Raw genomic sequence first — 20903 nt, forward strand, 5'->3', positions numbered from 1 at the left:
GCGCGCGCCAAGGACGGACCCCGCTACAGTCTTGCCCCATGGATCTCCGAAGCCTGCGCTACTTCATCGCCGTGGTCGAGGCCGGCAGCCTCTCGCGGGCGGCGGGCAGCCTCTACATTGCGCAGCCCGCCCTCACTGCCCAGATCAAGAAGCTGGAGTCCGAGCTGGGCGCGCAGCTGCTGGAACGCTCGCACGCGGGCGTCACGCCCACACAGGCTGGCGTGCAGCTCTACCAGGACGCCCGGCGGCTTTTGAGCGACGCCTCGGCCATGCGGGAGCGCATCCAGCGCCTGCCGCAAGGGCCAGAGGGATCGGTCACGATTGCCGTGCCGTTTCTGCTGTCATCGCTGCTCATGGGCCCGTTGCTGGCGCACCTGAAGGACACGCACCCGCGCATTCGGGTGTTCGTGCTCGACGACCTCAGCCTCATGGTCAGGAAAGCCATGCTGGACCGGCGTGCGGACATCGGCGTACTGGTCGACGCCGCGCAAGTGGAGGGCCTGCACTGCCGTCCCCTGGTGCGCGAGGCCATGTACTTTTGCGGGCACGACCCCGGCGCCACGGTGCGTGCGCTGCTGCGCCCAGCGCCTGACGCAGCAGCCACAGCCCAAGCGCCTGCTGCGCGCCGGGCCGGCGCCCGCGCCACGGCAGCGCGCGCCGCCAGCCCCACCATGCGCTCCACCATCGACTTTGCCGATGCGGCCGCACAGCCCCTGGTGCTGCAGTCGCGCCGCTACACCATCCGCCAGCGGGTCGAAGAAGCCGCCGCCGCGCGCGGTGTGGCACTGAACATCGCCCACGAACACGACTCCGCGCGGGTGATCCGCTCGCTGTATGCGTGCGGGGGCGGCTTCACCTTCACCCCTGCCTGCGCGCTGGGGGATGCCCCTGCCTCCGGCACCGACTGGATGGTGGCCCGCGTGGTCAACCCGGAGATGACGCGCAGCTACACCCTGGCCACCGCTGCGGACCGCGAGGTGGACGGGGTGATGCAGGTGGTGATGGACGCCCTGGAGGCCGTGGTGCGGGAGCTGGTGGCATCGGGCAGGTGGGAGGCCGCAGTGTGACCCGAGTGACCGCAGTGACCTTGCTCGAATCCGCGCAGTACCAGGACGACGCCGCAGCCACGTTTGCCGCGGTGGCCGCCCAGGTGGCTGCAATCGTGCCGCAGGCGCGCATCGAACACATCGGCGCCTCGTCCATTCCCGGCGCAGTCTCCAAGGGTGACCTCGATATCTGCGTGCTGGTGCCGCCGCAAGACCATGCACCGGGCGTGGCAGCGCTCGAGGCCGCAGGCTGCAGCGCCAAGGCCGACACCCTGCGCGCGCCCGATCTGTGCATGCTGCTGTGGCCCGGCGCCACGATGGACGTTGCACTGCAGGTGGTGGCCTGCGGCTCGCCGTTCGAATGCTTTCTGCACTTTCGCGATGCCTTGCGCGCCGACTCCGCCCTGGTGGCAGAGTACAACCGGCTCAAGCAGCGATTCGCATCCGAGGGGATGGACCGCTACCGCGAGGAGAAGGCCCGCTTCATCACGCAGGTGCTGCGGGCGGCGGGCAAGCCCCTGGCTGCCGAGTGATCACATTCCCATAAAGGCTCTAACGATTCCGCTTCAGGAGACACCGCCATGGCATCCACAACCACTGCATCGCCCCAACCCGCCTCCACCCTCATCGATCAGCGCATCGCAGACCTGGCCGACTGGCGCGGCCCGGTGCTGGCACGCATGCGTGCGCTCATCCATGAGGCCGCCCCCGGCGTGGTGGAAGAGTGGAAGTGGATGGGAACGCCCGTATGGTCGCTGGGCGGCATCCTCTGCACCGGCGAGAGCTACAAGGCCGCAGTGAAGCTCACCTTTTTGAAGGGCGCCTCGCTGCCGGACCCGGCGCGGCTGTTCAACGCCAGCCTGGATGGCAATGCGCGGCGCGCCATCGACATCCACGAAGGCGACGTGGTGGATGCGGAGGCGTTCAAGTCGCTCATCCGCGCGGCAGTGGCACTCAACGCTGCCAAGCCGGCCAGATCCGCCGCCAAAAAGCCCGCCACCCGTGCGAAGGCGGCATAACACTGTCGCAGCCGCGCACGCAGCGTGTGCGGAAGGCACGCTACGGCACGGGCATCAATTTCAGTGATGCCTGACCATCAGCAATCGGTATTTCCCTGATACCCCGTCTTCTGGAACAGTGACCCCATGCCCCGCGCTCGACGGGGCCGGTGTTTCAGGAGACAGCCATTACCACCTCGCCCCCCATTCCCCCGCGCGTGGTCGCCAACGTCGGCGCCCTCGTGGCGCGCAGCGCCCGTGCCCATGCCCGCCGCATGGCGGTCAAGAGCCCCGCACGCAGCATCACTTATGCCGATCTGGAGCAGCGCACCAACCGCCTGGCCAACGCCTTGCTCGGCCTGGGCCTGCAGCGCGGTGACCGCGTGGGCATCTACCTGCCCAACTGTGTCGAGGTCGTCGAGATCGAGATCGCCTGCTACAAGGCCGGGCTGATCAAGGCGCCGTTCAACGCCCGGCTCTCGCCCACCGAGGTCGGCGCCATTGCCGCCAACAGCGGTGCGGCGCTGATCGTGACCACCGCCGAGCGTGCCGAGACCATCCGCCCGCATGTGGAGCAATGCATGCCCGGCGCCATGCCCCGGCTGCTGCTGACCGACGATGCGGGCCCCGCAGGGTATGAAGCGGCACTGGCCCAGGCCAGCGACACATTCACCCCGGTGGTCGTGTGCGAGGACGAAGTCGCCGTGCTGCACTACACCTCGGGCTCGTCCGGCGTGCTCAAGGCGGCCATGCAGACCTTCGGCAACCGCCTTGCGCAGCTGCGCAAGTTCCTCACGCGTTCGGACGGGCAGCAGCCCGGCCACATCCTGGGACTGGTTGGCCCGATCACCCACGCATCGGGCATGCAGATGGTGCCGGCGCTGTGCCAGGGGGTCACCATCCGCCTGTTCAACGGCTTCGAGCCCCCGCGCTTCATCGCCGACATGCGGGCCGACCGCGTGACCCACACCTTCATGGTGCCCACCATGATCAACATGCTGCTGACCGAGCTGGAGGGCCAGTACCGCCCCCTGCCCGACCTGCTGCGCCTGGGCTACGGCGCCGCCCCCATGGCGCCTGCGCGCATCCTGCAGGCCATGGATGTGTTCGGGCCCATCCTGCAGCAAGGCTACGGCGCGGGCGAGACGACCTCGGGCGTGTGTGGCCTGTCGGTGGAAGACCATCTGTTTGCCCGCGCTGCGCGGCCAGAGCGCCTGGCGTCGTGCGGACGCCCGTTTCTGGAATGCGATGTGCAGATCCTGGGCGACGACGGCCTGCCCGTGGCCACCGGCGAGATCGGCGAGATCGTGGTGCGTGGCGACGACATCTTTGCGGGCTACTGGCGCGCCCCCGAGCTGACGGCCGAGGTACTGAAGGACGGCGCGTACCACACGGGCGACCTGGCCCGCGTGGATGACGAGGGCTACGTCTACATCGTGGACCGCAAGAAGGACATGGTGATCAGCGGCGGCTTCAACGTGTACCCATCGGAGGTCGAGGCCGTGCTGTACCAGCACGACGCCATTGCCGATGCCTGCGTGTTCGCCGTGCCCGATGACAAGTGGGGCGAGGCCGTGGCCGCGCACGTGGTGCTCAAGCCCGGCCGTGCGGCCGGCGCCGACACCACCGCTGCGATCGACGCGTTCTGCGCCCAGCACCTGGGCGGGTTCAAGCGGCCCCGGCGCATCGAGTTCGTCACCACCCTGCCCAAAAACCCCAACGGCAAGGTGATGCGCCGTGCCGTACAGGCCCCGTACTGGGAAGGGCGTGGGCGGATGGTGAACTAGGTACATCCCCCTGAGGCGCTACGCGCCTTCCCCCTTCTCTCGCATCGCTGCGCGCTGCGGGAAGGGGGACGACGCCCTCGCTGCGGGGCGGCCCTTGCTCGGCGTCCCTGGCACGGGGCGCGCCAGTTTCCAGCGGCAGCAGGTAGCCGCCAACCACAAGGAATACCGACCATGAACAACGACATCACATCCCCCCTCCCCGCGCCGCTGTTTCCCGGCATGCCTTTTGAAGGCTCGCCACAGGCGGCCGAACTGATCGCGCGCATCAACGAGTTTCTGTATGGCGAGCTGGCGGCGCTGGCGCGCGAGCATGGCATCGACCACGAGAACGCGCCCGACAAGGCCTTGCTGCAGCAGGTGTGGAAGCGCTCGCACGCTTTGGGCTTTTACGGCATGACGCTGCCGCAGAAGATGGGCGGCCTGGGCCTGTCCACGCTGGACCATGTGCTGGTCAAGGAAGCCATCTACGCCAGTGGCTCGCCGTTTGCCCCCCATGTGTTTGGCGAGCTGAGCGGCCCGCCACGCGTGGGCGCGCTGGCGCGCATGGCCACACCGCACCAGATGCAGCAGTTCATCCTGCCGGTGGCGCGGGCCGAGATGGCCATCTGCTTCGCACTGACCGAGGCCGAGGCTGGATCGGACGCTGGCAACTTGCAGACACGCGCCGTGCGCGAGGGCGACGACTACGTGATCACGGGCACCAAGCGCTTCATCTCGGGCTCGCCGTTTGCCGACTACGCGGTGCTGATGGCGTCTACCGCCACACACGACGACCCCGATCCGAAAAAGCGCGAGGTCACGGCCTTCTTTGTGGACCTGCATGCACCCGGCGTACGTGTGGAGTCGGGCTACAAGACCATGGCCGGACAGACGAGCACGGGCAACATCGTGCTGGACGGAGCGCGCGTGCCCGCCGCCAACCTGATCGGTGAGGCCGGGCGCGGCCTGGCGCTGGCGCTGGGCCGCATCAGCGTGAACCGGCTGCTGCACTGCCCCGCCATGCTGGGCCTGGCGCAGGTGGCCCTGCGCGATGCGCGCGACTACGCGCAGCAGCGCCACCAGTTCGGTCGCGCCATCGGGCAGTTCCAGGCCATCCAGCACATGCTGGCCGACATGGCGACCGACTGGGCCGCCGCACGCGGGCTGATGCTGGCCACGGCCCGCGCGATTGATGCGGGCGCCGAGCCACGCGCCGAATCGTCCATGGCCAAGCTGTTCTGCTCGGAGGCAGCCTTTCGCATCGCCGACCGCGCGGTGCAGATCCACGGCGGCGAGGGCATCGTGCAGGGCCGGCGCGTGGAGTTCCTGTTCCGCATGCTGCGCATGTACCGCGTGCTCACCGGCACGAGCGAGATCCAGCGGAACACCATCGCGAAAGAACTCATGGCATGCCCCTGAGCGGCTGCGCCGCCCACAGCGCGCCATAACAACCCTCACAGAAAATGACACGGAGACAAGACATGACGAATCAACCCATCCCCCACCTGCGCCGCCGCGTACTGCTCGCTGCAAGCCTGCTGCCACTGCTGGCCAGTACATCCGCCATGGCCGCCGAGCCGTGGCCCGCGCGCCCCATCAAGTGGGTGGTGCCCTACCTCGCCGGCACGGGCCCGGACACCACGGCCCGCATCGTGGCCGAAGCGGTGTCGAAGGAGCTGGGCCAGCCCGTGGTCATCGAAAACAAGGGCGGCGCAGGCGGCAACCTGGGTGCGCGCCAGGCGGCCAAGGCCGCGCCCGACGGCTACACCTGGGTGTACTCCGCCTCACCCATGGCGGCCAGCATGCGCATGTACAAGCAGCCCGGCTACGACGCACTCAAGGACTTTCGCCATGTGATCGGCCTGACGAGTTCGGACACGGTGGTCATCGTCCACGCGCAAAGCGATATCCGCAGCCTTGCCGACCTGCTCACGCGCATGCGTGCGCAGCCCGGCAAGCTGGACTACGCGTCGGGCGGTGTCGGTACGCCCTCGCACCTGGGGGTGGAGATGGTGCTCAGCGTCAGCCAGGCGCAGGCCACGCATGTGCCGTACAAGGGCGCGTCGGAAATCGTCAATGCGGTACTGGGCCAGCAGGTGGCCTTTGGCGCGCCCATCACCGCCGTGGCGTACTCGAACATCGTGGCTGGCAAGCTGCGCGCACTGGCCGTGACCGGGCCCGCGCGCAATCCCAAGCTGCCCAGTGTGCCCACGCTGGCCGAGGCGGGCCTGCCCGGGGTGGAGCTGACCTCCTGGGGCGGAGTCTCCGTGCCCACCGGCACGCCCGATGCCATCGTGTCCCGCGTGCGCGCCGCGTTCGAAGCCGCCTTGCGCCAGCCCGCCGTGGTGACCGCGCTCGAAGAACAAGGCGGCATGGTCAACCCGCAAGACGGCGAGACCTTCACACGCGCCTTCGGCAAGGAAATCGGCTTCACCGAGGCGATGATGAAACGCATCAGGCTGGAGCCGATGTGATGGCGCGAAGGGGTGATCGCACCCACGTGCGCGGCCCTACCCGTCCATACCAGGCAACGCATTACTTCAATTTTGATAGCTGCCAGCGCATATAAATTGTGCGCTTGAGGCCTTTTCATCTCAAAAAAGGTTCCACCCCCCATGCGAAACCTCCCAACGCTCGCGGCACTCGCCTTGCCACTCCTGCTGGGCCAGGCACCTGCAACCTTTGCGCAGGTGGCCGATGTCCGGCAGGACGCAACCGCCGCCACGCGTGCGCGCCAGGCCGCATCCCTGGGCACACTGGACGTGAACGCGCCCGCCAGCTTCGAGGACGCGCGCCGCGGCCTGATCGCCACGCCCAGCGGCCAGGTGCGCAACGCGCAGGGCCAGGTGGTGTGGGACTTTGATGCGCTGCAGTTTGCACAGGGCGAGGCCCCCGCCACCGTGCACCCCAGCCTGTGGCGCCATGCGCGCCTGAACCAGACGCCCGGCCTGTACCAGGTGCGTGAGGGCATCTGGCAGCTGCGCGGGTTCGACCTGACCAACCTCACGCTCATCCAGGGCCGCACGGGCTGGATCGTGGTGGACCCGCTCACCACGCAGGAGACGGCGGTCGCCGCCCTCGCCTTCGCGCGCCAGCACCTGGGCGCGCAGCCGGTGTCGGGCCTGGTGTTCACGCACAGCCATGTGGACCACTTCGGCGGCGCATTGGGCGTGCTGACCGCGCAGGACGCCAAGGCACGCAGCGTGCCCGTCGTGGCGCCGGTGGGCTTCATGGAGGAGGCGACCAGCGAGAACCTGCTGCTCGGCCCCGCCATGTCGCGCCGCGCGGGCTTCATGTATGGCAGCCAGCTACCACGCGATGCGCGCGGCGTGGTGGACAACGGCCTGGGCATGGCCGTGGCGGTCGGGCGCATCGGCATCCTGCCGCCCACCGTGCTCATCGACCAGCCCACGCAGTCGCTCGACATTGATGGCGTGCGCTTCGTGTTCCACAACGTGCCAGGCTCCGAAGCCCCGGCCGAGATGGCGTTCGAGCTGCCCGACCTGCGCGCGTTCGGTGCGGCAGAACTGGTCTCGCAGACACTGCACAACCTCTACACCCTGCGCGGCGCCAAGGTGCGCGACGCGCTGGCGTGGTCGCGCTACATCGACAGCGCCATTGCGCACGCACGCCGTGCAGATGTGGTCTTCCTGCAGCACGGCTGGCCCGTGTGGGGCCGCGAGCGCATCGACACCTTCTTGACCACGCAGCGCGACACCTACCGCTACCTGCACGACCAGACGGTGCGCCTGCTCAACGCCGGGCTGACACCCGGCGAGATCGCCGAGGCCGTGCAACTGCCCTCCACGCTGGCGGCGCAGTGGGCATCGCGCGGGTACTACGGCACCGTCAAACACAACGTGCGCGCGGTGGCGCAGTTCTACCTGGGCTGGTTCGACGCGCACCCCGCCACGCTCGACCCGCTGCCGCCTGTGGAGGCCGCGCGCCGCTACGTGGCCCTGGCAGGCGGCGCGGACGCTGCAGTGGCCGCCGCGCGCCAGGCCTTTGACGCGGGCGACTACCGCTGGGCGGCCGAGCTGCTGCGCCATGTGCTGCTGGCGGACAGCAACAACGCAGCGGCCAAAGACCTGATGGCGCGCAGCTTTGAGCAGATGGGCTACGCCGCTGAATCCGCGCCCTGGCGCAACTTCTACCTGACCGGCGCGCAGGAACTGCGGCATGGCACTGCACCGCGCAACGCTTCAGGCCCGCGCGCTGCAGTGGCCGACATGCTCATGCAGACCCCCATCCCGCAGTTCCTCGATGCAATGGCCGCCTCGCTCAATGGCCCGCGCGCGGACGGCGTGCGCCTGGCCGTGGCACTGCGCTTTACCGACGCCGAAGAAAACCATGGTCTGTGGATTGAGAACGCGGTGCTGCACCACCGCCCGGGCACACCACCCTGGCCCGCCGACGCCACGCTGCTGCTTACCAAACCCGCCTTCCTGCGCCTGATGAACGGCCAGGCCACACCGCAGGAGCTGGCCGCCTCTGGCGCGCTGCGCATGGAAGGCGATGCGCAGGCCCTGCGGCAGCTGATGGGCATGCTGGACAAGCCGGTGCGTGACTTTCCGATCATGACGCGGTGATTTGAATGAAACAGGCCGCTAGCGCCTATAGATAATGCGCTCAATGCTCCCAAATGAGGAGCAAGACGCCAGAACCATCCCTCGATGGCTGGCACCTCATCAGACCGGTGGACCTGCAACACCGTCATCGGCCAGCGGGCTCAGTGCGGTGTCGATGTTGAAGCGGTTCTTGCCTGCCTGCTTGGCCGCATACATCGCAGCATCGGCCTGGGCGAGCAGCGCATCGGCATCGGTGCCATGGCGCGGGTAAAGCGCCGCGCCCACGCTGGCCGAGATGTGGGCAACAGCGCCCTCCAGCACAAAAGGCTGCTCCATCGCAGACAGCACCTTGCCGGCCACGACCTCGCAGTGGTCTGCCCGCTCGATGGTGGCCAGCACGATGCCGAACTCGTCGCCGCCCAGGCGCGCCACGGTGTCTTCGGCGCGCACGCAGTCTTCAAGCCGCCGAGCCACCTGCTGCAGCAGCAGGTCGCCCGCTGCATGGCCCCACTGGTCGTTGACGGACTTGAACCCGTCCAGGTCCACATAGAGCACTGCGGCGTGCCGCCCGTGGCGCCGGGCCGTTTCGAGCACACGCGCCAGGCGGTCGTGGAACATCACGCGGTTGGACAGGCCTGTGAGCGCGTCGTGCAGCACATCGTGCGACAGGCGCATCTCCAGCTCCTTGCGTGCGCTGATGTCCTGCGTCACCACCACCAGAAAGTCCGGGTGACCCTGGGCGTCCTTGACGAGGCCCAGCGCTTCGTACACCCACAACAGGCCGCCGTCCTTGCGCCGGTAGGCCTTTTCCATCTCGGGGGAGAACACGGGCGAGTGCGCCACCAGGCGCCGCGCCAGAAAGCGGCGCAGGGCTTCACGCTCGCCCTCGTCGCTCAGCGCAAACAGGTCGCGCTGGCGCAGCTCCTCCAGCGAATAGCCCAGCATGCGGCAGAACTTGTCGTTGGCACGCAGGATGCGGCCTTCGGGCGTGATGTGGGCGATGCCGGTGGCCGCCTGGTGAAAGGTGGCGCGGAACAAGCCTTCGCTGGACGCCAGGGCATCGGCCACGGCCCGCTGGCGTGCCAGCACCACAATGAGCAGCGCGCCAAAACACAGCAGCGCCACACTGGCCCCCGCCGCCAGGGCGAGGTAGTCAACGCGCCGCTGCATCACCGGCGCCAGCACCTCGTCGGAGGTCGACCCCACCGTCACCATCAACGGGTAGCCCGCCATGCTGCGGTAGCTGAGGATGCGCGGCACACCGTCCACCGCGCCGTTCTCATCGATCAGTTCGCCTTCAGGGTCTTGCACGCGGAGTTGAAACCAGGGCAGGCCCCGCGCATCGCCGCCGAAGCTGATCTTGCCCCCGGCCTTGCGGCCGCGCACCACGCCGTCCAGCCCTGTCAGCTCCAGCAGCCCCTGTGCGCCCAGGTCGGCCTGGCGGTAAAAGTCGGTGAAGTTCGTCGGGTCCACCGACATCACCACCACACCACCAAAGCGGCCTCCCTCGCTCACGATGCGCAGCGCCATCGGAATGCGCCACTGCCCCGACACCCGGCCCAGCACAGGCTCGCTCACAAACAGGTCATCGCGATCACTGGCACGCAGCGCCTTGAAAAAGGCGCGGTCGCTGTAGTTGACGGCCCCGGTCTCCTGGCTGCTGCTGACGATGTCGCCCTGCTCGTTCACCACGCTGATGATGGTGAACATGGGCTCGCGGATCACCCCCCGCTCCACCCAGTCGCGCAGGTCAATGTCGGTGCCCTGCTGCAGGTACTGCTCGCGCACAAAGGCGGCGACCTGCTCGGCCGCCTTGAGGGTGCGGAACACCTGCTGCTCGAAGGCGATGGCCAGGTTGGCATTGGACTGCATGGCGGAGGCCACGGCCTGCTCGCGCTCGAACGCCACACGCTGCAGCGTGACCAGCCACAAGCCCGCCACGGCAACGATGCAGCCCAGCGCAATCGCCAGGCTCAGCGGCGTGACAAGGCGATAGCGGCGACGCGGGGCCCCGGCCTCAAGACGGTCGTCCGCGTCCGGTGGCCGCGTGGTGTCATCTTTTTGCTCCATGCCCCTCGAAATGTAGCGGGGCATGTGCAGCAAGTCGACAACAGGATGGCCACCGGACGCGGCCCACGCAAATGGAACCCTACGCGAGCCGCGCCAGCACCTTGGGCAGGCTGGCCACCAGCATCGCCACGCCCGACAAGGTCAACATGCCCAGCACGATCTGCCGGAACCGCGCATCGCTGATACCGTGGTACAGCCGCGCTCCCAGCAGCACGGGCACCAGCATGGCGGGCACCACGATGGCCAGCAGCGGCAGCGCCTCGCGGGTGACCAGACCGGTGGCCAGGTAGGTGATGAAGGTCACCAGCAGCATGGCCAAGTTGAAGTTCTGGATGATGGCGCGCTGCACGTCCTTGTCCAGACCGCGCAAGGTGCACCACAGGGTGGGCAGCACGCCGGTGAAGCCGCCCAGGCCGCCCATCACGCCGCCGGCCATGCCCACCAGCGCGTCGGCCACGCGCCCGCCGCGCGTGATGCGGGGCAACTGCTTGGCCATCAGCATCGCCGGGCACCACAGCACCAGCAGCGTGCCCAGGATGACCTTGAACGCGTCCATGTCCAGCCGGGGCAATACGGCCACGCCAATGGGGATGCCCACCAGGCCACCCAGCACAAAGGGCAGCAGGCGCACCCGGTCAAACCCCCGGCGTACCGTGGCCGCCGCCACCAGCTGTCCAGTGAGCGCGCCGCACACCGCCAGCAGCGCGGCCAGGCGGGGCTCCAGCGTCCAGGCCCAGAACGACATGGCGACCATGCCAAAACCAAAACCCGACAGCCCCTGCACAAACCCGGCGGCCACTGCGCCCAGGGCCACGATCAACAGCACGGAATCCATGTCTCCCCCTCACTTGGTGTGAACGTGCGCGTGAGTGGGCTGCACGCCCCACGGAGCTCCACGCTCCTCACGCATCTGCGCGTTCGGCCGGAGAGTCCATGAAGCGCAAGCCCTGCGCATCCAGCCGCCATTGTGTGCGCTGGCAGCAGGGGCAACGCTGTGGCGACGGATCGCGGTGCCGGTTCAATACAGCGTGGCCTGCTGGCGCGCAGGCAGTTCGCGGTCGTAGGCAGCGCCGTCAAATGCGCCCTGTGTGATGGACGCCAGGATGGCGCCCGGGGTGGGCACGGGGCGCGGGGTGCCGGGCGGCACGGCATGCCACAGGCGCGAGCGCTGGATGGCGCGCGCGCACTGGAAGTACACCGCCTGCACATCGACCACGATCACACACTTTGGCGGCTGGCCGTTGACCACAAAACGCGCCAGCAGGTCGGGCGCGACGCTGATGCGCGCGTTGCCGTTGACGCGCAGCGTCTCGCCCACGCCGGGGATGAGGAACAGCAGCGCCACGCGCGGGTCGGCCACGATGTTGCGCAGGCTGTCGGCGCGGTTGTTGCCACGGCGCTCGGGCAGCAGCAAGGTCTTGTCATCCAGCAGTTGCACAAAACCGGCGGGGTCGCCGCGCGGCGAGGCGTCCAGCCCGCCGGGGCCGGTGGTGGCCAGCACGGCAAAGGGCGACGCCGCGATCATGGCGCGGTAGGCGGGGTGCACATACGGCAGCTCTTTGTGGACGGAGGCATCGCTCAGCGTGCCCAGCAGGGCCTCCAGGCGTGGCAGGGTGTCGATGGCGTGCTCGTCGCGGGCGGGGGTCATGGGGCGGCTTCCTTCGGGTGGGTGGGCAAGGGAGCGGCCATGGTGCAGCAGGCCTGCCGCGCTGACAAACGACTTTGCAGCCGGTCATGCGTGCAAAAAATGCACGCATGGGTTTGGCGAAGGACTGCCTGCGATGGCTTCGCCACAGGACCGCGCCAGCAGCAACAGAAGCGGCGCGCACCCAGCCCACCGGCCAGACGCGCGCCGCCCCATCGTTCAGCGCGCCGGGCGCAGCTTGACGCCAGGGAAGTCCACCGGCACGGCCAGCGCCACGTTCACGTAGTTGGTGAACAGGTTGAGCGCCACATGGGCCACGATCTCGACGATCTGCTCGTCGTTCACGCCCTGGTCGCGCAGGGCCTGCACATCGGCCGCATCGACCTGGCCGCGTTCGTTGACCAGTTGCAGCACGAAGCGCAGCACGGCCGCTGTGCGCGGGTCGGCTGACTCGCCCGCCTGCGCGGCGGCCAGGGCCTCGCCACTCACGCCTGCCTTGCGGCCCAGTGCGGTGTGGGCGGCCAGGCAGTAGTCGCAGGCATTGCGGTTGGCCACGGCCACGGCGATCTGCTCACCCAGGGCGGCGCCGATCACGCCGCCTCCCAAGGCGCCAAACGCACCCCACATGCTTTGCAGCGCAGCGGGCGAGTTGGCCACGGCGCGGAACATGTTGGGCGTGGCGCCAAAGGCTCCGTGGACCTGGTCGAGCACCGCGAGCACAGTGCCGGTGGCGGCAGTGCGGTCGACGAGGGGGACGCGGGCGATGGAAGAAGAAGTAGCGGACATGGTGTGTTCCTTGAAGGTCATGAAGGGTGGGTGAGAACTTGTGCCTGTTCTCGGCACCCCTGCAGTGTCCGGCGCCAGCGTGTACCATTGGGCACATAAAATCCATAATTCATACCCAATCATCCAAAACCATGCCACCAAGCGTTCCTACGCCCGCGCAGGCCTCCACCCCGCTCGACCGGTTGTCGCCGCTGCTGGAGCGGTTTCGGGTGCGGGCGCACCTGTTCCACAACGGGCCGCTGTGTGGCGTGACGCACTTTGCGGCGGCGCCGGGCCGGGGCTTTTTGCATGTGCTGCGCCAGGGCGAGATGGTGGTCACGCACCAGCCCCAGGCGGGCCAGCCCGAGCGGCTTCAGGTGTGCGAGCCCAGCCTGCTGTTCTATGCCCGGCCGCTGGAACACTTTTTTCACAACGCGCCCACCGAGGGCTCGGACTTCACCTGCGCCGCGCTGGACTTTGACGGCGGCGCCAGCCACCCACTGGCCCGCGCCCTGCCCCCGCTGGTGGTGCTGCCGCTGGGCGCGGTGGACGGGCTGCAGCAGTCGCTGGACCTGCTGTTTGCCGAAACCGACCGCCTGCGCTGCGGCCACCGCGTGCTGGCCGACCGCCTGTTTGAAGTGGTGCTGCTGCAGTTGCTGCGCTGGCTGCTGGACCACCCGGAGCAGGCGCAGATGCCCCCCGGCCTGCTGACGGGCCTGGCCGACCCGCAACTGTCGCGCACGCTCACGGCCCTGCACGAGGCCCCTGGCGAGCCGTGGAGCCTGGCGCAGATGGCGCAGCAGGCGGGCATGTCGCGCAGCGCGTTTGCCGCCCGCTTCAAGGCCGTGGTGGGGGACACGCCCGCCGACTACCTGGCGCACTGGCGGCTGACGCTGGCGCAGGCTCACCTGCGTGCGGGCCGGTCGCTCAAATCCATTGCCCACGAACTGGGCTATGCCAACCCCTCGGCGCTGTCGCGCGTGTTTGCGCAAAAGCTGGGGATGTCGGCAAGGGACTGGCGCGAAGCGGGGGGCGAAGGGCGCTGACACCCAGCCCAGGCAGCGCCGCAGGGGCACCCAGGAGCCCCTGGCCCCGGTTTTCAAGCCAAAAGCGGCGGATGCGCTAGTGGAATATGCGCAAACAGCTATTAATTACATAGCAAATAACCACCCACCGCGCGCGCCCCCTCCACGAGGCGTGTCACGCCTTCTCAGACGTTGATGGCCGCTGCCGACCCGGCCTGCTTGCGCAGCTCAAACTTCTGGATCTTGCCGGTGCTGGTCTTGGGCAGCTCGCCAAACACCACGGCGCGTGGCACCTTGAAGCCGGCCAGGTGCTTCTTGCAGTGCGCCACGATGTCTTCGGGCGTGGTCTGCGCACCGGCCTTCAGCTCTACAAACGCGCAGGGCGTCTCGCCCCACTTGGGGTCGGGCTTGGCCACCACGGCAGCGGCCAGCACGTCGGGGTGGCGGTAGAGCACGTCTTCGACCTCGATGGACGAGATGTTCTCGCCACCCGAGATGATGATGTCCTTGCTGCGGTCCTTGATCTTGATGTAGCCGTCAGGGTACTGCACGGCCAGATCGCCGCTGTGGAACCAGCCGCCCGCAAAGGCCTCGTCGGTGGCCTTGGGGTTCTTGAGGTAGCCCTTCATGGCGATGTTGCCCTTGAACATGATCTCGCCCATGGTTTCGCCGTCCTGCGGCACGGGTTGCATGGTCTCGGGGTCGAGCACGCGCACGTCGCGCTCCAGGTGGTAGCGCACGCCCTGGCGGGCGTTGAGGCGGGCGCGCTCGCCAATGTCGAGCGCATCCCAGGCCTCGTGCTTGGCGCACACCGTCGCGGGGCCGTACACCTCGGTAAGGCCGTACACATGGGTCAGGTCAAAGCCCATCTTTTCCATGCCTTCGATCATCGAGGCCGGTGGCGCGGCGCCCGCCACCATGGCCTTGACGCCTGCAGGAACGCCCGCCTTCATGGCCTCGGGCGCGTTGACCAGCAGCCCGTGCACGATGGGCGCACCGCAGTAGTGCGTAACGCCGTGGGTGCGGATGGCGTCGAAGATGGCCTGCGCGTCCACACGGCGCAGGCACACGTTGACACCCGCACGCGCCGCAATGGTCCACGGAAAGCACCAGCCGTTGCAGTGGAACATGGGCAAGGTCCACAGGTACACCGCGTGCTTGGGCATGTCCCACTCCAGCACGTTGCTGATGGCGTTGGTGGCGGCGCCCCGGTGGTGGTAGACCACGCCCTTGGGGTTGCCGGTGGTGCCGCTGGTGTAGTTGAGCGCAATCGCATCCCACTCGTCGGCGGGCAGGCTCCAGGCAAAGGCCGCATCGCCGCTGGCCACAAAGGCTTCGTAGTCGGTGCCGCCCAGGCTTTGCACAGCGGGGCCGTAGAGGGCATCCTGCACCTCGATCACGCGGATGGGCGTGGTGCCCGTGCGCAGGGCCAGCGCCTTGGCCATGGTGCCGGTGAACTCCGGGTCCACGATCACGGCCTTGGCCTCGCCGTGGTCAAGCATGAAGGCGATGGCCTCCGGGTCCAGCCGGGTGTTGAGGGTGTTGAGCACCGCGCCCGCCATGGGCACGCCAAAGTGCGCCTCCACCATCGGCGGCGTGTTGGGCAGCATCACGGCCACGGTGTCGTTCTTGCCGATGCCGGCCTGGGTCAGCGCGCTGGCCAGCTGGCGGCAGCGCGCGTAGGTCTGGGCCCAGGTCTGGCGCAGCGCGCCGTGCACGATGGCCAGGCGGTCGGGGTAGACCTCGGCCGTGCGTTCGATGAACGACAGGGGCGACAGGGCGGCAAAGTTGGCTTCGTTGCGGGGCAGGTGCTGGTCAAAGATGGAGGTCATGGGTCGGTGCAAGAAGGTGAACTACACACAGCCTAGCGCCGCAGGCTGACACGAAAGCAACACGGGCCGGCGCAGGCGCGGATGGACTGCGGTGCGCAGCCTCACAACCTTCGCTTGTGGCTCTGCTTGATGCGGTACATGGCCGCGTCGGCGCTGGCCATGAGTGTGCGCGCATCCTGCGCGTCGCGGGGGAACAGGCTCAGGCCGATGCTGGCGCGCACGGCCAGGGGCTCGCCGTCGATGTCCAGCGGTGGCTCGAACGCGTGCTGCAGCTTGGTCACGATCTGCAGCGCGGCCTCTTCGGAATCCACGTTTTCGCACAGCACCGTGAACTCGTCCCCGGCGAGCCGGGCCACGGTGTCCACCTGCCGCACGGCGCCGACGATGGTGCGTGCCACCGCCTGCAGCACCAGGTCGCCCACGGCATGCCCGCGCGTGTCGTTGATGGCTTTGAACTCATCCAGGTCCACGAACAACAGGGCACAGCTGCGGCCGCTGCGGCGCGACAGCTCCAGCACCTGGGCCAGGCGCTGCTCGAACATGCGGCGGTTGGGCAGGCCGGTGAGTGCGTCGTGGTGCGCCAGGTGGGCCATGGCGTCACGGCTCAGGTTCAGCTCAGCCAACTGGCGGCTGATCTGCTGCTCCATGTCCTGGAAGCTGCGGGCCAGCTCGCCCACCTCGTCGCCCCGGTGCACCGGCAGCGCGCCGTGGGCCTCCCCGCGTGAAAACGCCTGCGCCGCCTTCACCATGGCCTGCAGCGGCTGGGTCACCAGGCGCGACACCCCGGCCGCCAGGGCCACACCCACCACGCTGAGCACCAGCAGGATCTTGAGGATGCTGCGGCCCAGATCCAGCACCTCGCCCTGCACCACGGCCAGCGGCTGCGAGAGCCCCACGACCATGAAACGCCCCTCGTCCGCGTTGCCAAAGGGCATGCGCACAAAGGCAAAAACACGCGCCTCCTCGTCGTCGGTGCCGGACTGGCTGAGTACCGCCTCTTCGGCACGGCCATCGACCAGCGCGGCCACCTGCGGGAACGACTCCTGGATCAGGATGCGCTGGCCCCGGTCAAAGCCAAAGGTCTGCGCGGCGTCCGGGTGCACCAGAAAGTCACCCCAGCGGTTGCTCAGATAAAAACCGTAGGGGGTCGGCAGCGCTGCGTTGAAGTTGTGCAGGAACGGCGCGGCCGCCACCCGCACCACCACCACGCCCCGCAGCTGCCCCCCCTGTACCACGGGCGACGCCATGTTGAACACGGGCACGGCCGCCTCCTGCGCGGCGTCTTCATGGTTGATGCCGAACTCGGACACATACACCTCCCCATCGGGCAGGCTGAGGGCCTCGAAAACGAACGGAAAGTGCGACTTCTCCTGCAGCTGGTCATCGGGCACGCGCACCAGCTTGTCGCCCTGGCGGTCGATGCGCACCAGCTCCAGCCCGTAGTCGCTGGCGCTGATGAAGCGGATCTGCAAATAGGCGGGATGGGCCTGCAGGTTGGCCTTGAACAGGTCGGCCAGCCGTCCCTGGTCTTGTTCGACGGCAGCGGCGTCGGCCAGAAAGGCTGTGTCGCGCGCCACCGTGCCAAAGCCAGCCTGCATGTGGCGCGCCAGCACCTGCGTGGTGGCCAGCAGCGAGCGCTCGGCCCGCCCCTGCAGGCGTTCGCGGCTCGAGTCAAAGGTGTAGTAGCCCGCCAAAATGGCCGCGAACACGCTGAACGAGGCCAGCAGGGCCCCCAGCCTCAGCGCGATGCTCCATTTCACGCGTGCCATCGGTCAGAACCGGTTGGGTCGGTCGCCCGACACGATGCGTTGCCACAGGCGTGCGCGCAGGGCTTCGTCTTCCACCGGCTCCAGCCACACGATGGGGCCCATGGTGCCCCCGGGCACATCGCCCGCCAGCGCTGGTGGCTCGTCCAGGGTGTTGGCCAGCCCTTGGCGCCGCGTGAACTCGCGGCTCACGGCCGGGTCGAGCATGTAGTTGATCCACTCGGCAGCCAGCGCCACCTGGGTGGAGCGGCGGGTGATGGCCCAGCAATCCAGCCAGGCGAGCGCGCCCTCCTTGGGCACAACGTAGCCCACATCCAGCCCCGCATCGCGCAGCTGCTTGAGCTGCTGCTGGCCGTAGTTGGCGTGCATTACCGCCACCTTGTGCTTGCGAAACAGCTCCACCGACTCCTCGGGCAGGCTGTAGAACGACCGCACATTGCGCCGCAGGGCCACCAGGTCCTTGGCCAGCGGGCTGAAACGGGCGGGGTCGATGCGAAACGGCGGCAGGCCCCGGTGCATGGCGGCCAGCGAAAACCCGTGGCTGCTGCCGTCAAACGCCAGCACCTTGCCCTGCCAGCGCGGGTCCCACAGCACGGCGATCGACTGCGGTGGCGTGCTGAACTGCTGGCGGTCGTACACCAGCCCCATCTCGGAATAGGTGAAGGGCATGGCATAGACCTCGCCCCGCCAGCCAATGCCCGAGATGGTGTGCAGCTGGCGAAACCGGGGCAGCTGCCCAGCAGTGTTGCGGATGTTGCCGAGCGGCAACGGCGCGAGCTTGTCATGGAGGATCAGCCGCGCAATTTCCGCCGTGTTGGCAGCCACCAGGTCAAAACCCGGCCCGTCGGTGCTGTCCATCTTGGCGCGCAAGACGTCGTCCGATGCCACGATGGTGATCTCCACCTTGACCCCGTGGCGCTTCTCGAACACCGCGACAAAGTCCGGGTCGGCATAACCCGGCCAGGCCAGCACCCTGAGGACCGTCGCGGCCTGCGAGGACCCCGGCAGCCATGCGAGCCCCGCCAGCGCGAACAGCAGCACGGGCAGGCTGGCGCGCCACCCGTGCAGCGCCCTACCCGCCAACGCCCGCCCACATGCCGCGAACCCCATGCCAAAAGCCTTTCCAGCAATAACTGGTTACAAAGAGTTTACGCGGACAATAGGGCGCGTGACGATCCCTCAGTCTTTCATTCAGGAACTGCTCACCCGTGTGGACGTGGTGGACATCGTGGGGCGCTACGTCCAGCTGAAAAAAGGTGGCGCCAATTTCATGGGGCTGTGCCCCTTTCACGGAGAGAAGTCTCCCTCTTTCAGCGTCAGCCCCGCCAAGCAGTTCTATCACTGCTTTGGCTGCGGCAAGAACGGCAATGCCATCAGCTTTCTGATGGACCACGCGGGCATGGGGTTTGTCGAGGCCGTCCAGGACCTAGCCCAGAGCGTGGGCCTGCAGGTGCCCGATGACGACATCTCCCCGCAGGAAAAGGAACGCGCCGCCGCCGCGCGACAGAAACAAGCCACGCTGAACGAGGTGCTGGAGAAAGCCGCCGACGCCTACCGCCGCCACCTGCGCGAGTCGCAGCGCGCCATTGGGTATTTCAAGGGCCGGGGTGTTTCGGGCGCGGTGGCCAAGCGCTACGGCCTGGGCTACGCGCCCGAAGGCTGGCGCAGCCTGGCCAGCGTGTTCCCAAGCTACGACGACCCGCTGCTGGAGGAAAGCGGCCTGGTCATCGTCAACGACGAAGACGGTGGCAAGCGCTACGACCGGTTCCGCGACCGGGTGATGTTCCCCATCCGCAACGTCAAGGGCGAGTACATCGGCTTTGGTGGCCGGGTGCTGGGGGACGACAAGCCCAAGTACCTCAACTCCCCCGAAACCCCGGTATTTCACAAGGGGCGCGAGCTGTACGGCCTGTTCGAGGCCCGCACGCCCATCCGGGAGGCGGGCTACGCGCTGGTCACCGAGGGCTACATGGACGTGGTGGCCCTGGCGCAGCTGGGTTTTCCGAACGCGGTGGCCACACTGGGCACGGCGTGCACGCCAGAGCATGTGCAAAAGCTGCTGCGGTTTACCGACGCGGTGGTGTTCAGCTTTGACGGCGACAACGCCGGACGGCGCGCTGCGCGCAAGGCCCTGGACGGCGCCCTGCCCCACGCTACCGACACGCGCAGCATCAAGTTTCTGTTCCTGCCCGCAGAGCACGACCCGGACAGCTTCATCCGCGACCATGGCACCGACGCCTTTGCGCGCCATGTGAGCGACGCGATGCCGCTGAGCCGCTTCCTGGTCGAATCGGCCAGCGAGGGCTGCGACCTGGCCACCGCCGAAGGACGTGCCCACATGGCCAGCAATGCACGCCCGCTGTGGACGGCGCTGCCCGACGGCGTGCTCAAGCGCCAGTTGCTGGGCGAGCTGGCCGAGCTGACCCAGCTCAATGCCCGCGACCTGTCCGACCTGTGGGGCCAGGCCGCCGCCCGCGACGGCCTGCGCGCTGCACACCATGCCCCCCCGCAGCGCCACCCGCCCCGTACCGCCCCTGATGACGCCCCCAGTTGGGATGCCCCGCTCGACACCGATGGCTGGCAACCCCACAGCGAGTCGACAGGCACGGCCTACGACCCCGGCTACGGCAGTTACGGCAATCAGGGAGGCTACGGAGGCCAAAATGGCTATGGCAGCGGCGGCAAGCCTCCGTTCCGCAAGGGAGGCGACTGGAAAAGCGGCGGGGGCTGGAAAAAACGCGACAAGGACGCTCCCTGGCCGCCCCAGCCCCGTTTGCCCCGCACGCCGGCCATGGGCCGGGCGGACCACGCGGCGCGGCTGCTGCTGTCGCACATGGCGTTTCTGGAAGAGCTGACGCACGACGACCACACCACACTGGCGGCCCAACCAGCGCCCCATGGGCCACTGTTTGCGTGGCTGGAGGCGCAGTTCCACGAACATGGCCCCCTGGCGTGGGCCGTGCTGCGCGAAAGCCTGCGCGATCACGAGTGCGAAGAGCTGGCCGTCAAGGTGATGACCGGCTCGCATGCGCAGACCGAGGGCGAACTGCACGAATTGCGGCTGGAGCTGCGCGACCTGCTCACCCGCATGCAGATCGAAGACATCAAGGAGCAGCAAAAAGTGCTGGTGCTGCAGGTGGCACAAGACCCCTCGGCCCTGGAGCGCTACCGGGCGCTGGCCGAAAAGCGCAAGGAACTGGAGCAAATAGCGCCAAAAACCACTTGAATCGAGTGCGGGCGGTATAATATAAGGTTAGTTATTGGCAAGAGCGACAGCAGCACCTCCGAGCCGGGCCACCGTGACAAACGCGCACCTATGCGCTGATGGGCCCACTTATCGCAAGGACTGCACACCAAATGATCGCCCAGACATCTTGCCGCTGAGGGTGTCCCCTCCAGGCGCAAAGCCCTCGTTGCTTTGC

The 20903-nt window shown here is 68.1% G+C and carries 16 protein-coding genes; 9 read left to right on the forward strand and 7 right to left on the reverse strand.

Annotated elements, in window-relative coordinates; genetic code table 11:
- The first annotated feature begins 38 nt into the window (after nt 1–38).
- The 7 genes from ATF69_RS02130 (at nt 39) to ATF69_RS02160 (ending at nt 8399) form a co-directional block, all read left to right on the forward strand.
- A complete protein-coding gene (locus ATF69_RS02130; protein ID WP_146869769.1) occupies nt 39–1067 on the forward strand; it encodes a LysR family transcriptional regulator in 1029 nt (342 codons plus the stop codon).
- Nucleotides 1064–1579, forward strand: a complete 516-nt coding sequence (locus tag ATF69_RS02135; protein ID WP_158641475.1) for a GrpB family protein — start codon at nt 1064–1066, stop codon at nt 1577–1579. Before ATF69_RS02130 ends, ATF69_RS02135 begins: the two co-directional genes overlap by 4 nt.
- A 48-nt stretch (nt 1580–1627) precedes the next feature.
- The gene (locus ATF69_RS02140; RefSeq protein WP_146869771.1) at nt 1628–2065 is read left to right on the forward strand and encodes a DUF1801 domain-containing protein; all 438 of its coding nucleotides are present in this window, start codon (nt 1628–1630) and stop codon (nt 2063–2065) included.
- A 197-nt stretch (nt 2066–2262) separates the two neighbouring features.
- Complete coding sequence (locus ATF69_RS02145; protein WP_208758685.1) at nt 2263–3831, forward strand: AMP-binding protein; 1569 nt, start codon at nt 2263–2265, stop codon at nt 3829–3831.
- 171 nt (nt 3832–4002) lie between these two features.
- Nucleotides 4003–5229: an acyl-CoA dehydrogenase family protein gene (locus ATF69_RS02150; RefSeq protein ID WP_146869772.1), complete on the forward strand. Its 1227-nt coding sequence runs from the start codon at nt 4003–4005 to the stop codon at nt 5227–5229.
- Nucleotides 5230–5291: 62 nt separating this feature from the next.
- Nucleotides 5292–6284: a Bug family tripartite tricarboxylate transporter substrate binding protein gene (locus ATF69_RS02155; RefSeq protein WP_146869773.1), complete on the forward strand. Its 993-nt coding sequence runs from the start codon at nt 5292–5294 to the stop codon at nt 6282–6284.
- Nucleotides 6285–6425: 141 nt separating this feature from the next.
- Complete coding sequence (locus ATF69_RS02160; protein WP_146869774.1) at nt 6426–8399, forward strand: alkyl/aryl-sulfatase; 1974 nt, start codon at nt 6426–6428, stop codon at nt 8397–8399.
- Nucleotides 8400–8498: 99 nt separating this feature from the next.
- Here the strand turns inward: ATF69_RS02160 and ATF69_RS02165 are convergent, their stop codons facing one another.
- The 4 genes from ATF69_RS02165 to ATF69_RS02180 all read right to left on the reverse strand — a co-directional run bounded on the left by ATF69_RS02165 (nt 8499) and on the right by ATF69_RS02180 (nt 12858).
- Nucleotides 8499–10448, reverse strand: coding sequence for a bifunctional diguanylate cyclase/phosphodiesterase (locus tag ATF69_RS02165; protein ID WP_146869775.1), 1950 nt, complete (start codon nt 10446–10448; stop codon nt 8499–8501).
- A 79-nt stretch (nt 10449–10527) separates the two neighbouring features.
- Nucleotides 10528–11283, reverse strand: a complete 756-nt coding sequence (locus ATF69_RS02170) for a sulfite exporter TauE/SafE family protein (protein WP_056743307.1) — start codon at nt 11281–11283, stop codon at nt 10528–10530.
- Nucleotides 11284–11466: 183 nt separating this feature from the next.
- On the reverse strand, nt 11467–12096 hold the full coding sequence (locus ATF69_RS02175; RefSeq protein WP_099729827.1) for a pyridoxamine 5'-phosphate oxidase family protein: 630 nt from the start codon (nt 12094–12096) through the stop codon (nt 11467–11469).
- A gap of 216 nt (nt 12097–12312) precedes the next feature.
- Nucleotides 12313–12858, reverse strand: a complete 546-nt coding sequence (locus tag ATF69_RS02180; protein ID WP_146869792.1) for a carboxymuconolactone decarboxylase family protein — start codon at nt 12856–12858, stop codon at nt 12313–12315.
- Nucleotides 12859–13010: 152 nt separating this feature from the next.
- On the opposite strand from ATF69_RS02180, the gene ATF69_RS02185 reads away from it, so the two are divergent.
- On the forward strand, nt 13011–13904 hold the full coding sequence (locus ATF69_RS02185; protein ID WP_146869776.1) for an AraC family transcriptional regulator: 894 nt from the start codon (nt 13011–13013) through the stop codon (nt 13902–13904).
- A 164-nt stretch (nt 13905–14068) separates the two neighbouring features.
- On the opposite strand, the gene ATF69_RS02190 is transcribed toward ATF69_RS02185, so the two are convergent.
- The 3 genes from ATF69_RS02190 to ATF69_RS02200 all read right to left on the reverse strand — a co-directional run bounded on the left by ATF69_RS02190 (nt 14069) and on the right by ATF69_RS02200 (nt 18591).
- Nucleotides 14069–15715 carry an acyl-CoA synthetase gene (locus ATF69_RS02190; protein WP_146869777.1) on the reverse strand — a complete coding sequence of 549 codons (1647 nt, stop codon included), beginning with the start codon at nt 15713–15715 and terminating at the stop codon, nt 14069–14071.
- A gap of 101 nt (nt 15716–15816) precedes the next feature.
- The gene (locus ATF69_RS02195) at nt 15817–17484 is read right to left on the reverse strand and encodes a GGDEF domain-containing protein (RefSeq protein ID WP_233193718.1); all 1668 of its coding nucleotides are present in this window, start codon (nt 17482–17484) and stop codon (nt 15817–15819) included.
- Between the two features lie 3 nt (nt 17485–17487).
- A complete protein-coding gene (locus tag ATF69_RS02200) occupies nt 17488–18591 on the reverse strand; it encodes an ABC transporter substrate-binding protein (RefSeq protein ID WP_425291756.1) in 1104 nt (367 codons plus the stop codon).
- Nucleotides 18592–18649: 58 nt separating this feature from the next.
- Here ATF69_RS02200 and dnaG point away from each other — a divergent pair, with 58 nt between their 5' ends.
- A complete protein-coding gene (dnaG, locus tag ATF69_RS02205; protein WP_146869778.1) occupies nt 18650–20707 on the forward strand; it encodes a DNA primase in 2058 nt (685 codons plus the stop codon).
- Nucleotides 20708–20903 lie beyond the last annotated feature (196 nt).

Origin of the sequence: Acidovorax delafieldii (assembly GCF_007993815.1) — a bacterium.
In the GTDB taxonomy this organism is placed as follows: Bacteria; Pseudomonadota; Gammaproteobacteria; order Burkholderiales; family Burkholderiaceae_C; genus Acidovorax; species Acidovorax delafieldii.

What these genes read in the sequence shown, in the direction of transcription:
- ATF69_RS02130 (WP_146869769.1), top strand. Translation starts at nt 39, where the DNA reads ATGGATCTCCGAAGCCTGCGCTACTTCATCGCCGTGGTCGAGGCCGGC.
- ATF69_RS02140 (WP_146869771.1), top strand. Translation starts at nt 1,628, where the DNA reads ATGGCATCCACAACCACTGCATCGCCCCAACCCGCCTCCACCCTCATC.
- ATF69_RS02150 (WP_146869772.1), top strand. Translation starts at nt 4,003, where the DNA reads ATGAACAACGACATCACATCCCCCCTCCCCGCGCCGCTGTTTCCCGGC.
- ATF69_RS02155 (WP_146869773.1), top strand. Translation starts at nt 5,292, where the DNA reads ATGACGAATCAACCCATCCCCCACCTGCGCCGCCGCGTACTGCTCGCT.
- ATF69_RS02160 (WP_146869774.1), top strand. Translation starts at nt 6,426, where the DNA reads ATGCGAAACCTCCCAACGCTCGCGGCACTCGCCTTGCCACTCCTGCTG.
- ATF69_RS02165 (WP_146869775.1), bottom strand. Translation starts at nt 10,448, where the DNA reads ATGGAGCAAAAAGATGACACCACGCGGCCACCGGACGCGGACGACCGT.
- ATF69_RS02170 (WP_056743307.1), bottom strand. Translation starts at nt 11,283, where the DNA reads ATGGATTCCGTGCTGTTGATCGTGGCCCTGGGCGCAGTGGCCGCCGGG.
- ATF69_RS02175 (WP_099729827.1), bottom strand. Translation starts at nt 12,096, where the DNA reads ATGACCCCCGCCCGCGACGAGCACGCCATCGACACCCTGCCACGCCTG.
- ATF69_RS02185 (WP_146869776.1), top strand. Translation starts at nt 13,011, where the DNA reads ATGCCACCAAGCGTTCCTACGCCCGCGCAGGCCTCCACCCCGCTCGAC.
- ATF69_RS02190 (WP_146869777.1), bottom strand. Translation starts at nt 15,715, where the DNA reads ATGACCTCCATCTTTGACCAGCACCTGCCCCGCAACGAAGCCAACTTT.
- ATF69_RS02195 (WP_233193718.1), bottom strand. Translation starts at nt 17,484, where the DNA reads ATGGCACGCGTGAAATGGAGCATCGCGCTGAGGCTGGGGGCCCTGCTG.
- ATF69_RS02200 (WP_425291756.1), bottom strand. Translation starts at nt 18,591, where the DNA reads ATGGGGTTCGCGGCATGTGGGCGGGCGTTGGCGGGTAGGGCGCTGCAC.